This is a genomic window from Pseudomonas sp. C321 (assembly GCF_055407105.1).
On record NZ_JBUZRB010000001.1, the window covers coordinates 359733 to 372871 of the forward strand.

General features: G+C 59.8%; 13 protein-coding genes, 1 tRNA gene and 1 pseudogene. 8 read left to right on the plus strand and 7 right to left on the minus strand.

Going from position 1 to position 13139, the window contains the following annotated elements; genetic code table 11:
- Positions 1 to 40: 40 nt before the first annotated feature.
- The 5 genes and pseudogenes from ACZRJ6_RS01620 to ACZRJ6_RS01640 all read left to right on the plus strand — a co-directional run.
- Positions 41 to 634, plus strand: coding sequence for an IucA/IucC family C-terminal-domain containing protein (locus ACZRJ6_RS01620; RefSeq protein ID WP_463970384.1), 594 nt, complete (start codon positions 41 to 43; stop codon positions 632 to 634).
- Complete coding sequence (locus tag ACZRJ6_RS01625; protein WP_463970368.1) at positions 619 to 1761, plus strand: MFS transporter; 1143 nt, start codon at positions 619 to 621, stop codon at positions 1759 to 1761. Before ACZRJ6_RS01620 ends, ACZRJ6_RS01625 begins: the two co-directional genes overlap by 16 nt.
- On the plus strand, positions 1758 to 3518 hold the full coding sequence (locus tag ACZRJ6_RS01630; protein WP_463970369.1) for an IucA/IucC family protein: 1761 nt from the start codon (positions 1758 to 1760) through the stop codon (positions 3516 to 3518). The genes ACZRJ6_RS01625 and ACZRJ6_RS01630 overlap by 4 nt, the downstream gene beginning before the upstream one ends.
- On the plus strand, positions 3515 to 4699 hold the full coding sequence (locus tag ACZRJ6_RS01635) for a type III PLP-dependent enzyme (protein WP_463970370.1): 1185 nt from the start codon (positions 3515 to 3517) through the stop codon (positions 4697 to 4699). Before ACZRJ6_RS01630 ends, ACZRJ6_RS01635 begins: the two co-directional genes overlap by 4 nt.
- A 27-nt stretch (positions 4700 to 4726) precedes the next feature.
- Positions 4727 to 4815 (plus strand): annotated as a pseudogene (locus ACZRJ6_RS01640) (VOC family protein); the annotation flags it as partial.
- Between the two features lie 218 nt (positions 4816 to 5033).
- On the opposite strand, the gene ACZRJ6_RS01645 reads toward ACZRJ6_RS01640, so the two are convergent.
- From ACZRJ6_RS01645 to dapA, 5 genes are all read right to left on the minus strand, one after another.
- Positions 5034 to 5123, minus strand: a tRNA-Ser gene (locus ACZRJ6_RS01645).
- Positions 5124 to 5206: 83 nt separating this feature from the next.
- Entirely contained in the window at positions 5207 to 5920 is a 714-nt protein-coding gene (purC, locus tag ACZRJ6_RS01650; RefSeq protein WP_133101880.1) for a phosphoribosylaminoimidazolesuccinocarboxamide synthase, read from the minus strand.
- Positions 5921 to 5948: 28 nt separating this feature from the next.
- On the minus strand, positions 5949 to 6707 hold the full coding sequence (locus tag ACZRJ6_RS01655) for an MBL fold metallo-hydrolase (protein ID WP_350616335.1): 759 nt from the start codon (positions 6705 to 6707) through the stop codon (positions 5949 to 5951).
- Positions 6708 to 6713: 6 nt separating this feature from the next.
- On the minus strand, positions 6714 to 7829 hold the full coding sequence (gene bamC, locus ACZRJ6_RS01660) for an outer membrane protein assembly factor BamC (protein WP_463970371.1): 1116 nt from the start codon (positions 7827 to 7829) through the stop codon (positions 6714 to 6716).
- 17 nt (positions 7830 to 7846) lie between these two features.
- Positions 7847 to 8725, minus strand: a complete 879-nt coding sequence (gene dapA / locus ACZRJ6_RS01665; protein WP_463970372.1) for a 4-hydroxy-tetrahydrodipicolinate synthase — start codon at positions 8723 to 8725, stop codon at positions 7847 to 7849.
- Positions 8726 to 8986: 261 nt separating this feature from the next.
- Here dapA and ACZRJ6_RS01670 point away from each other — a divergent pair, with 261 nt between their 5' ends.
- Positions 8987 to 9547, plus strand: coding sequence for a glycine cleavage system transcriptional repressor (locus ACZRJ6_RS01670; RefSeq protein ID WP_133101884.1), 561 nt, complete (start codon positions 8987 to 8989; stop codon positions 9545 to 9547).
- Positions 9548 to 9557: 10 nt separating this feature from the next.
- The gene (locus ACZRJ6_RS01675) at positions 9558 to 10031 is read left to right on the plus strand and encodes a peroxiredoxin (RefSeq protein ID WP_463970373.1); all 474 of its coding nucleotides are present in this window, start codon (positions 9558 to 9560) and stop codon (positions 10029 to 10031) included.
- 108 nt (positions 10032 to 10139) lie between these two features.
- On the opposite strand, the gene ACZRJ6_RS01680 is transcribed toward ACZRJ6_RS01675, so the two are convergent.
- Together ACZRJ6_RS01680 and ACZRJ6_RS01685 are read right to left on the minus strand one after the other, a co-directional pair.
- Positions 10140 to 11210: an AI-2E family transporter gene (locus tag ACZRJ6_RS01680; protein ID WP_463970374.1), complete on the minus strand. Its 1071-nt coding sequence runs from the start codon at positions 11208 to 11210 to the stop codon at positions 10140 to 10142.
- Between the two features lie 29 nt (positions 11211 to 11239).
- A complete protein-coding gene (locus ACZRJ6_RS01685; protein ID WP_133101887.1) occupies positions 11240 to 11479 on the minus strand; it encodes a sulfurtransferase TusA family protein in 240 nt (79 codons plus the stop codon).
- A 96-nt stretch (positions 11480 to 11575) separates the two neighbouring features.
- Here ACZRJ6_RS01685 and ACZRJ6_RS01690 point away from each other — a divergent pair, with 96 nt between their 5' ends.
- A complete protein-coding gene (locus ACZRJ6_RS01690) occupies positions 11576 to 13009 on the plus strand; it encodes a M48 family metalloprotease (protein WP_133101888.1) in 1434 nt (477 codons plus the stop codon).
- The last annotated feature ends 130 nt before the right edge of the window (positions 13010 to 13139 follow it).

The following is a 13139-nucleotide window of genomic DNA, read 5'->3' on the forward strand; positions in this document are numbered from 1 at the left end:
GTTCCTCGAACAGTTGGCCGAGCACTTCTACGCAGGTTCGTTGCAACACTGGCTGGACGATTATCTCGATCTGCTGCTGCAGGTCCATCTGCGGCTGTGGCTGCATTACGGCATCGCGCTGGAGGCCAATCAGCAGAACGCCGTCTTGATGTTCGAACAAGGTCAGCCATTGCGCCTGCTGATGAAGGACAACGACGCCGCTCGCCTGTGGCCTCAGCGCTTTTCGACTACCTGCCCAGATCTCGCTGATCTGCCGGCAGCCTTGCAGGATGAGCGCATTCGTGTCGACAGCAGCCAACCGCTGGCCGAGATGTTCTGCACCATCACCTTGCAGTTGAACATCGTTGCGATCCTGGAAGCGATAGCGACCGCAGGCCTGGCCTCTCGATCCAGCTTGTACGGCACGCTGCGTCAGCGTCTCATGACCTGCCTGCAACAACTCGAAGCAGAAGGCATCGACTGTCACGACGCACGCCGATGGCTGCTCGACAGCCCGAAACTGCCGGTGAAATACCTGCTCAGCGCCGGCAGCCTGTTCAGCAAGGCGCATTCCGGTGCCAGCGACATCAATAAGTTCTATGGCTACAGCGCGGCGAACTTCCTGCTGGAGGACGCTCCATGCAACGGCGTCTGATCACCAGCGTCTTGCTGGGGCATTACCTGTCGGCTTTCACGGCGCTGGGTATTCCGTTGTACCTGCCACGCATCCTCGCCGACCTCGCACCTGACACACCAGGCTGGGCCATCGGTGTGCTGTTCGTACTGCCGACACTCTGCACTGCACTGGCGGCGCCGATATGGGGACGCTGGGCCGATCGCAACGGTTGTCGCCTGTCGTTGCTGCGTGCGCATGCCGGACTGTTTGCGGGTTTTCTGCTGGCAGGCTTCAGCCCTAATCTAACGGTGTTTGTCCTGGCGCTGATCATTCAGGGCACCTTCGGCGGCGCGATGGCGGCGTCCAACGCCTACCTGTCGACCCAGTTCAAAGAGGGCGATCTGTCCCGCGCCCTGAACTGGACGCAGTATTCGGCACGCCTGGCGATGATCAGTGGCCCAATCCTCCTGGGGCTACTGACCGCGCACGGCTTGGGATTAAGCCTGTATCGCTATCTGGCCTGGTTACCGCTGCTGGCCTTCGTACTTATCCTGCCGCTGCCCAAGGACGCCCCCAAACATGCCTTGGATAACACAAAAGCAGACGCATTGGGCGAGCTGCCAGAAGACATGCCGCGGCTACTGACGGTGCAGTTTCTGTTCAGCTTCGCGATGGTCGTCACGTTCCCTTACTTCGTGCCCTTCGGCGAGCAACTGAAAATTGGCAACGATGCCTTGATCGGCGTGCTCTACAGCCTGCCGCATCTGGTTTACCTGCTGGCCCTGCCCTGGGTTCAGAAACATCAGGGCAACCTGCTGTTGCCGGGGCTGGCGCTGCTGGCAATCAGTAACGCGCTGCAATTCTGGAGTGTGCAGGCCGAGCCCCTGTTCGCTCTGCGTCTGCTCAGCGGAGCTGGCATGCTGCTCAGTTTTGTCGGGCTGCACCGCTGCCTGAGCCAGCGCAGCCGTAAAGGCAGCGCCGGTCGCCTGTTTGGCTGGTTCGACTCCAGTGGCAAATGGGCCGGCGCCGCCGCCGGAGTCACTGCCGCTCTGGTCAGTCAGACCTGCGGCATCGCCTCCCCCTTTCTCGTTGCGTGCCTGGCAGCCATGGCAGCCATGGTACTCGCACGCCCTTTATTGATGACTTCTCGAGAGATTTCGGCATGACGCTCACTCTGAACACCGTCTCCCTGCATGACCATGCCCTCGATGGTGAAGCCGAGCGACATGCCATCGAATGCCTGCTCAATTGTTATTTGCGTGAATACGCATTGCCACGCAACGAAGCGAACCTGAACTATCAAGCACAGGATCTGCCGATGAGCCTGCGTCAGGCCAACGTTCGCTGCATCAGCATTCGCCTGCCCAGCGGCCGGTTGGTCGTACGCATCGACCGCAGCAGTCTACTGGGCCGTTGCCACTACATCAGCGCCCCCTATTTCAAAGGCAGCAACCAGAGCTGGCGACCGTTAAGTGCCACCGAACTGGCACGCCTGCTCTGTACCCCGCTGAGTGAGGTCGAGCGCGTCGGCGAAATGCTGCAACAGGTCGCCAACAGCCTGCAGATCACCCGCACCTTTTTGCGTCATTCCCGACCGGCCAACGACACAGCCGACAGCCTGCTGGCGTCCGAGCAACACCAGCTGTGGGGCCACGCCCTGCATCCGACGCCAAAAAGTCGCGAGGGCATTTCCCATGATGACTTGCTGGCCTGCTCGCCGGAAGTCGGAGCACGCTTTCAACTGCACTGGTTCAAGGTCGACCCGACGCTGATTCGTCATCAGGGCGAGGATCCGCGCAGTACGCTGCGCCAGTTGTCGGGGCGCGACGACGCCTATCCGTGCCACCCCTGGGAAGTCGCCCGCGTGCTTGCCGACCCGCTGGTACAGCGTGCGCAACAACAGGGTTTGGTCGAATACCTCGGCCCCCTGGGTCAGGCCATGTACCCGACGTCATCGGTGCGCACGCTCTACCATCCGCAGATGGCCTATTTCATGAAGTTCTCGATGCACGTGCGCCTGACCAACTGCGTGCGCAAGAACGCCTGGTATGAACTGGACAGCGCCGTCGCCCTCACTCGCCTGCTCCGCCCGATCATGAGCGAGTTGGCGACACAACAACCGGGCTTCATGTTGATGCCCGAGCCCAGCGCCACCAGCCTGGACCTCAGCGCCCTGGGTACGCTGGAGGAGGCCCGCGAAGTCACCGAATGCTTCGGTATCGTTTACCGGGAAAACCTTCCCGTCGCTGACCGCGAGCGGTATCAGCCGCAAGTGGCAATGGCGCTGTTTACCTGGGATCAACAAGGTCGCAGTGTCTGCCGCCCACAGGTACAGCGCTACGCCGACAATACCGGTTTGACCATTGAGGAAGCCACGCTGAACTGGCTGGATGCCTATGCCGGTCTGATGCTCGGCGGCGTGTTGTATTGCCTGTTCCGTCAGGGCGTGGCGCTGGAGCCGCATTTGCAGAACACGGTCATCGGCTTCGCTGAAAACGGACTGCCCAGCCAGGTCTGGATTCGCGATCTGGAAGGCACCAAGCTGGTCCCTGAAATCTGGCCCACCGAACGGCTAAGTGCGCTGGATGAACGCACCCGCAGCTCGGTGTACTACAGCGCGCAAAAGGCCTGGCAACGAGTGGGTTACTGCGCACTGGTGAACAATCTCGGCGAAGCGATCTTCCATCTGGCCAACGGCAGCGGCTCGCTGGAACAACAGTTGTGGGGGCGCATCGGCGACCTGCTGCACGCGCAATCCACGCGCCTGGGCCATCCGACAGAACTGCGTGAGCTGTGCGCTGGCGCGCCCTTCCCAAGTAAGGAAAACTTCATGACGCGCCTGATGATGCGCGCCGACCGCGAGGCCGGTTACACCTTACTGCCCAGCCCGCTGGCGATTATTGAAAAGAGGAAACACGCATGAGTCTTCCTGTCGCCGTCACCCGACGCATCGAGCAGCTCAAGACTGAACACGACGCGCCTTTGTGCGCCTACGTCTACGACCTGCCTTCCCTTGAACGGCACGTAAAGACGATGCGTCAGGTATTGCCGGAAAACTGCGAACTGTTCTACGCCGCCAAGGCCAATCCGGAAGCCCTGGTGCTGAAAACCCTGGCACCGTGGGTGGACGGTTTCGAGGCGGCCTCTGGCGGCGAACTGACGTGGCTGCATGAGCAATGCCCCGACCAGCCGCTGATCTTTGGTGGTCCCGGCAAGCTCGATCGCGAACTGGACATCGCGCTGCAGTACCGGATTTCGGCGTTTCACGTGGAGAGCGTGACCGAGCTGCGTAGCCTGGCACGCATCGCCCGCGAACGCGGTACGCGGGCTCCGGTGATGCTGCGGCTGAATCTGAAGCTGGCCCAGGCCCCGCACAGCCGATTGGTCATGGGCGGCAAACCCACGCCGTTCGGTCTGGATGAAGAAGGTCTGGCAAGCGCCCTGCAATTGCTGCGCGAAGAACCGTCTCTGGAGCTCAAGGGACTGCACTTTCATCTGCTGTCGCACCAGTTGGATGTCGACGCGCACCTTGAATTGATTCGCAGCTACTTCCTGACCTTCCGCCAGCTGTGCGCCGACCACGACCTGCAACTGCCGCTACTGAATGTCGGCGGAGGGATGGGCATCAACTATCAGGACGCGGCGCAGTCGTTCAACTGGCCACGGTTTTGTCAGGGCCTGAAGGGGTTGATCGATGAGTACGACATGGGCGCGACCCGCATCCGTTTCGAGATCGGACGCTTCATCAGCGCTGCATGTGGCTACTACGTCATGCAGGTGCTGGACATCAAAAGCAGCCACGGCGAGTTTTTTGCCATCGGACGCGGTGGTACTCATCACTTCCGCACGCCTGCGGCTCAAGGCCACGACCATCCGTTCACGGTACTGCGAGGCTCTCAGCCGGCACAGATCATCGATCAGTCCGTCACGCTGGTGGGTCAGTTGTGTACGCCAAAGGACGTCCTTGCCAGACAACAACCGGTGGCGCAGCTAGCGATAGGTGACCTGCTAGTGTTCACCCTCGCGGGCGCCTATGCCTGGAACATCTCGCACCAGAACTTCCTGATGCACGAACCGCCGTTGAAGGTTTTTATCGAGGGCTGATTCCACGCTATTGTCAGCCTCTGTGCTATCTGGTTGCCCAAGCGCTTCGGCACTTCTCTATCGAGATACTGGAAGACAAGGCGCTGGAGGCATTTGTCGAGGCTGCGTTTACCTGAGAAATACTGCGATGAAGGTCGGCCTTCGGCCGACTCTTGAACGCCATCATTGCCCTGAGCCATGACCTGCCCAACAGAAACTAAGCTGCAATGAGTGGCACAAAGCACTAGATCCCGAGCTATCTAACAACACGGATAACTTTCCAAAATCCAAATGGGGGAACAAAAACCATCAGACATAAAAAAGCCCCGAAATACGGGGCTTTTTTAACTAATAATGGCGGAGAGATAGGGATTCGAACCCTAGGTACCGGTGAAGGTACAACGGATTTCGAATCCGTCCCATTCGGCCACTCTGGCATCTCTCCAACGGCGCGCATCATAACAGCCTGTTACCTGGAAGCAAAGCTCCTGGTGGATTTTTTTCCGTGCTATCAGATGCTTGCGTCGATTACAGCGGTACGCCGAGACGGTTGGCGACTTCTTCGTAGGCTTCGATGACGTCACCGAGACCCTGGCGGAAGCGGTCCTTGTCCATCTTCTTGCGAGTCTCCTTGTCCCACAGGCGGCAGCCGTCCGGGCTGAATTCGTCGCCCAGGACGATGGAGCCGTCGTGGAACACGCCGAATTCGAGTTTGAAGTCGACCAGCAACAGGCCGGCGTCGTCGAACAGTTTGCTCAGGACGTCGTTGACCTTGAGGGACAGTTCTTTCATGCGCACGAGCTGTTCAGCGGTGCCCCAACCGAACGCCACAACATGGGATTCGTTGATGAACGGGTCGCCCTTGGCGTCATCCTTGAGGAACAGTTCGAAGGTGTAGGGGTTGAGCTTGAGGCCCTCTTCCACGCCCAGGCGCTTGACCAGGCTGCCGGCGGCGTAGTTACGCACGACGCACTCGACCGGGATCATGTCGAGCTTTTTCACCAGGCATTCGTTGTCGCCCAGCAGTTTGTCGAATTGAGTCGGCACGCCGGCTTCTTCGAGTTTCTGCATGATGAAGGCATTGAACTTGTTGTTCACCATGCCTTTGCGGTCGAGCTGTTCGATACGCTTACCGTCGAACGCCGAGGTGTCGTTGCGAAACAGCAGGATCAAGCGGTTGGCGTCGTCGGTCTTGTAAACCGATTTGGCTTTGCCGCGGTAGAGTTCTTCACGTTTTTCCATGATGGGCTCCGCTTGCTAAGTAGGTGGGCTAGGCGATATGTCGCCAGTCGAGCCCTGAATCTTGATCGGCCAGTTGCAGCCAGTCCGGGTCGCACCCGAGGGTGTCGACAAAACATTGCCGGGCCAGCTGCGGCAGGTTGTTCTTGCTGCTCAGGTGGGCCAGGACCAGGTGTTGCAGGTCTTGCCAGCCCAACTCATACACCAGGTACGCCGCCTGATGGTTGTTCAAATGTCCCAGTTCACCACCAACCCGCTGTTTGAGAAAGTACGGGTAGTGACCACGGGCAAGCATGTCACGGCAGTGGTTGGACTCGATCATCAATGCATCGAGGTCCCGATAACCGTCCAGCACCTTGGCGCAGTAGGAACCCAGGTCGGTGAGCAGGCCGAAGCGTCGCTCACCGCCACTGAACACGTACTGCGTCGGCTCCTGGGCATCGTGAGCCACGGCAATGACGTCAATGCTCAAGGCACCAATCTGCAGTTGCTCGCCACCGGCCAACAAACCTGCGGGCTCTATGGGTTTGCGCATCCCGCGCAAGGTACCGCGACTCAGGTACACCGGAAGATTGTAGCGCCGAGACAGCAAACCCACGCCATGCACGTGGTCGGCATGTTCGTGGGTCACCAGAATCGCGCTCAACTGCGAGGGGTGAACCCCCAGGCGCAGCAGGCGCCGCTCGGTTTCCCGCAGGGAGAAACCACAATCCACCAGGACGTACGTGTCGTCGTGGGCTACTAGCGTGCCGTTCCCTTGGCTACCGCTGCCGAGAACGGCAAACCGCATTGGATATCAGCCCAGGTTGTCCTGAATCACGCTCAACACTTTACGCGCCACTTCTGCCGGCGCCACGGTGTTGATGTTTTTCTCGACGGTGACTTGCACGTTGTCGCCCACCTTGCTCAGGCGGACCTGATAACGCTCGGCGCGGGTTTCGACTTCTTCCTTGCTTGGCTTGCTGCCGAACAATTTGCCGAAGAAACCTGGCTCTTCGTCTTTCTTCTCGGCTTTTTCGGCCAAGTTGATGTAGTACAGGCCCAGGCTGCGGTTGATGTCTTCAACGCGCCATTCGCCTTGTTCCAGCGCACGGCCGACACTCGACCAGGCACGGTCCAGGTCTTCACCCAGGTTGAGCACGACGTTACCGCTACCGTCTTCGGTGAGGCTGACGCGGTTAGGCGTGTCGTAATCACGAGCGGCCAGAAGGGAGACGGAACCGCCCTTCTCGGAAATGCGGCTCATGCTGGCGAGCATCTCGTCGACCAGCGCGGAATCGACACCGGTGTTGACCGAGCGATTGGTGAAGTCGACGTTGGCGGTGCTGCCGGCAGGACGCTCGGCGCTGACTACGTAGACTTCACTGGTATTGCGTTGCACGCCAGGTTCGATGCGCACACGAATGCGGCTTTCGCCGTCAGCCGCGATGCCACCGGCTTGCAGGCGCTTGGCCATGTTGGCCGATAATTCATTGGGCTGCTGCCACGCGGTGGTGAACTCACCGGTCTGCGGGCGCTGCTCATCGATACGGAAACCGTTGTCCTGGAAGAACTGCAAGGCTACCGGCCAGACTTCGGCAGGCGGGCGCTGAGCCATGATCCAACGGGAATCACCGCTCTTCTGCAGGCTGTAGTCGCTGGCATCGGCCACGGCCGAGATCGGCAGTGGGCGTGGCACTTCGTACTCGCCCTTGACGGTGTCGTCGGCCACGTTGCGCGGAATCGGCAGCAACGGGTCAAGACGCTTGGCGACGTTGACGTCCGGCGGCAATTGCATCGGTGCGGTTTGTTGTGCTTCCAGGTAATCGCTGCCGCGGTCACGGAAGTAGCCTTCCGGGCCCCAGATCCAACCGCAGCCACTGGTGCTGGAGATAATCAAGGCAAGTGCGGAAAGTCCGGCCAATCGCTTCATGCGTAATGCTTCCTCAATTAAACCAGGACGCCGGACTGGCGCAGGGCCTGTCGCAGCGGTTCGTGACAGGCTTCGCTGAGCCAGGTGAGCGGCAGACGGATACCGTCCGGCATCATACCCATCTCATGCAGCGCCCATTTCACGGGAATAGGGTTGGATTCGATAAACAGGTTTTTGTTGAGCGGCACCAGTTGCTCATGGATCGCACGGGCCTTGACGGCATCGCCAGCGAGAGCAGCGGCACACAGCTCGCTCATGAGACGGGGAGCAACGTTGGCAGTTACCGAAATATTGCCCTTGCCACCCAGCAGGATCAGCTCGACAGCAGTCGCGTCGTCACCGGAATACAGCAGGAAGTCGCTGCTCACGCCCGCCAGGATGTCCTTGGCGCGTTGCAGGTCGCCAGTGGCTTCCTTGATGCCAATGATGTTCGGCACGGTAGACAGGCGAATCACGGTCGCAGCCTGCATGTCGCAAGCAGTACGGCCTGGGACGTTATAGAGGATCTGCGGGATGTCGACGGCTTCGGCGATGGTGCGAAAATGCTGGTACAGGCCTTCCTGGGTCGGCTTGTTGTAGTACGGCGTCACTAGCAGGCAGGCATCGGCGCCGGCTTTCTTGGCGTTGGTGGTCAGCTCGATCGCTTCGCGGGTCGAGTTGGCGCCGGTACCGGCGATCACCGGGATGCGCCCGGCAACCTGCTTGACGACAAACTTGATCACCTCGATATGCTCTTCCACGCTGAGCGTCGCGGACTCACCAGTGGTGCCGACCGCTACAATGGCGTTGGTGCCCTCTTGCAGGTGAAAGTCCACCAGTTTGCCCAGGCTGTCCCAGTCGAGATTACCTTGTGCATCCATGGGTGTGACCAGTGCCACCATACTGCCCGCAATCATGCAACCGCTCCTGCCGGAAAAAGAGAGCCGTAATGGTACTGGCGCCAAGATGCTTGTACAAGCGAAGTACCGCCTGAGTATGCGTTCTGGATCAACTTAGCGCTCGTCGACGCCATCATTGGGCGAAAGCAGGGTTTGGTGAGGGTGATTACGCAATGAAAACGCCACCTCCTAGCCCTCGGCGACGGTTTTCGCTACCCTTCATCCTTTGATCGAGACGCCTATCGACGTATCGACCGCTCATCGCTTTAGGAAGGCTGCATGTCCACCCCCACAGTCCGCGAACAATTCCTTGTCATCAGTGCCCTCGGCGCCAACCCCATGGAGCTGACTAACGTCCTGTGCCGCGCCAGCCATGAAAACCGCTGCGCCGTCGTAACTTCCCGCCTGACCCGCCATGGCGAGTGCAGCGCGCTGGTCCTGCAGATCTCCGGGACCTGGGATGCTCTTGCACGCCTGGAGACCGGTTTGCCGGGCCTGGCCAAGAAGCACGACTTCACCGTTAACATGGTGCGCAGCGCTGCCCTGGAGAATCGTCCACAGGCCCTGCCCTACGTCGCCTATGTCAGTTCGGCCTACCGTTCGGACATCGTCAACGAGCTGTGCCAGTTCTTTATCGACCATAACGTCGACCTGGAAAACCTGACCTGCGACACCTATCAGGCCCCACAGACCGGCGGCACCATGCTCAACGCCACCTTTACCGTGACCTTGCCGGCCGGCGTGCAGATCAGTTGGCTGCGCGACCAGTTCCTGGATTTCGCCGATGCCCTGAACCTCGACGCACTGATCGAGCCATGGCGCCCACAGAACCCAATGTAAGGAAGTTTTCATGGCGGTAGTCATCGACAAACCAGTAGCCGATTTCGAAGCCCAGGCCACCAGCGGGCAAACCTTCAGCCTCGCCGGGCTCAAGGGCAAACAAGCGGTGATCTACTTCTACCCAAAAGACAGCACCCCCGGCTGCACCACCGAAGGCCAGGGTTTTCGTGACCAATACGCAGCGTTCCAGGCGGCCAACACTGAGGTGTTTGGCGTGTCCCGGGACAGCGTGAAGTCCCATGAAAACTTCAAGGCCAAGCAGCAATTCCCCTTTGAGCTGATCAGCGACAAGGATGAAGCGGTGTGCCAGTTGTTTGATGTGATCAAACTGAAGAAGCTGTATGGCAAGGAATACCTGGGCGTTGATCGCAGCACCTTTCTGATCGACAAGGATGGTGTGCTGCGTCAGGAATGGCGTGGTGTGAAAGTGCCGGGGCATGTGGATGCTGTTCTAACAGCGGCCCAGGCTTTGAATAAGGCCTGATTCAGGCCTGAATGGTAGGAGCGAGCTTGCTCGCGAAGGACTCGCAAAGACCGCGCTCATTCAGAATGGGCGCGTTATCGTTCACGCCCATCGCGAGCAAGCTCGCTCCTACAGTAGCGGTGCAACAACCGGCTCCTGCCGCGGCCACGCATCCAGCACCGCCTTGAACAGCGTCGCCAGGGGAATTGCAAAAAACACCCCCCAGAAGCCCCACAACCCGCCAAACAACAACACCGCACAGATGATCGCCACCGGATGCAGGTTCACCGCCTCGGAGAACAGCAGCGGCACCAGAACGTTGCCGTCCAGGGTCTGGATGATGCCGTAGACCGCCATCAAGTAGATGAACTGATCACTCCAGCCCCACTGGAACAGTGCGATCAACATCACCGGCACGGTGACCACCACGGCGCCGACGTAGGGCACCACCACTGACACGCCTACCAGCAGCGCCAGCAACGCGGCGTAGTTCAACCCCAGCGTCACGAACGCGATGTAGGTCACCCCGCCGCAAATGAAAATCTCGATGACCTTGCCACGAATGTAGTTAGCGATCTGTCGGTTCATTTCCTGGGCCACCCGAGTAATCAGCGCTCGTTCGCGCGGCAGATAGCCGCGCGCCCAGCGTCCGATCATTTCCCGGTCCTTTAGGAAGAAAAAGACCAGGATCGGCACCAGCACCAGGTAGATCATGATATTGACCAGCAATGGCAGGCTGGACAGGGAAAAGGTCAGCGCCCATTGCCCGAACTTTCCGATCTCGCCCCGAGCGACTTCGATGGCCTGCAGCACTTGCTCGTCCGACACCAGGTGCGGATAGCGCTCGGGCAACAGCAGCAACAGCGACTGCCACTTGGCAAGCATGCCCGGCAGTTCGTTGAACAACGTGATCAACTGATGCCACAACAACGGCAGCACCACCACGATAAACACCAGCAACAGGCCCATGAACAAGGCAAACACCAGCCCCACTGCCACGCCGCCCGGCAAGCGCATGCGCTCCAGGGTTGTGACCAGGCCTTGCATCAGGTAAGCCAGAACCATCCCCGCCAATACCGGCGCCAGCATGCCACCCAAGGTAAGTACGGCCGTAAAGGCCAGAAACAGCAGGACTGCCAATATCACCGCTTCTTCGTCGGAGAAGTAGCGCTGAATCCAGTCGCGTAACACTTTGAACATCAATCAACCTCGGGTAATGGGGGCGGGCTTCAGGCCTTGCGCAACCAGTAACGATAGACGCCAGCGTCTTCTTCTTCGCGCAACAATGTGTGACCAGCCAACTTGGCGAAGGTCCGGAAATCTCGCAGGGAGCCCGCGTCCGTGGCAATCACTTTGAGTACCGCGCCACTGGCCAGCCGATTGAGCTCCATCTTGGCCTTGAGCAATGGCAACGGGCAGTTGAGGCCGCTGGCATCAAGCTCGGCATCAAAGGCGACAGAGTCGGTCATGGTTTAGCTCCTGGCGGGCATCGGGGGGCGCTTAGAATATCTGGTCCCAAGCTCAGTGTCCGGCTACAGTAAGGTCTTTGTCGAAAGGCTTTGTGCATGACTTTTTTGCGCCCTACCCTGCTGACGCTGGCTTGCCTGCTTGCCTCTCCAGGCTTCGCTGACGACCTGCCGTCACTTGGCGACGCCAGTTCTGCCATTGTCTCGCCTCAGCAGGAATACCAACTGGGCCGGGCGTGGCTGGCTTACCTGCGCGGCCAGGTCTCGGCACTCAACGACCCCCAGCTCAAGGATTACGTCGAAACCAGTGTGTACAAACTGGTGGAGACCAGCCAGGTCAATGACCGACGCCTGGAATTCATTCTGATCAACAGCCCGCAATTGAACGCCTTCGCCGCGCCCGGTGGCATCATCGGGGTCAACGGTGGGTTGTTCCTCAACGCCCAGACCGAAGGTGAATATGCTTCGGTACTGGCCCACGAACTGGCTCACTTGTCCCAACGCCACTTCGCCCGTGGCGTCGAAGCCCAACAGCGAATGCAGATTCCGATGATGGCCGCCCTGCTCGGCGGGATCATCGCGGCTGCAGCCGGGGCAGGTGATGTCGGCATTGCCGCGATTGCCGGCAGCCAGGCCGCAGCCATCCAGGAACAGCGACGCTTTTCCCGGCAAAACGAACAAGAGGCTGACCGCATCGGCATTCTCAACCTAGAGAAAGCCGGTTACGACCCGCGCTCCATGCCGACCATGTTCGAACGCTTGATGCGCCAGTATCGTTTCGATGCCAAGCCACCCGAGTTCCTGCTGACTCACCCGGTGACCGAATCGCGGATCGCCGACACCCGCAACCGCGCCGAACAGTCCAAGGCCGGCGGCAAGGAAGACAGCCTGCGCTATCAACTGATTCGCGCCCGTGTACAGTTGTATTACGAAGACACTCCGGGACTGGCTGCCAAGCGCTTCCGTGCCCAACTGGACGAAAACCCGAAAAGCGATGTGGCGCGCTATGGCCTGGCCATCGCCCAGATCAAGGGCACCCAGCTCAACGAGGCGCGGGAAAACCTCAAACTGCTGCTGGCCAAGGCGCCCAACGACATCACCTATAACCTGGCGCAGATTGAGCTAGACATCACCAACAACCGCATACCGGACGCCCAGCAGCGTACAGACCGGATGCTGGCGCAATACCCCGGCAACTATCCGCTGAACCAGGTGCGCGTGGATCTGCTGCTCAAGCAGAATCGCACCGCCGATGCCGAGAAAGCCCTGGAGGGGTTGCTCAAGACCCGCCCGGACGATCCGGACGTCTGGTACATGGTCGCGGAAACTCGCGGCTTGTCGGGCAACATCATTGGCCTGCACCAGGCACGTGCCGAGTACTTCGCACTGGTGGGCGACTTCCAGCAGGCAATTCAGCAGTTGGACTTCGCCAAGCGCCGCGCCGGCAGCAACTTCCCACTGTCCTCACGCATCGATGCTCGCCAGCGTGAGTTGATCGAACAGGAACGCCTGGTCAAAGGGATGATGAGCTAAACCTCTCGCCCCATCGGCATAGGGGCAGCCTTACGGCAGGACGCTCACCCACAAGAGTGCGCCCATGCCGAGCGCAACAAAAAAGCCCCATCCGGCTCACACCGAATGGGGCTTCATTCACACCACCCGC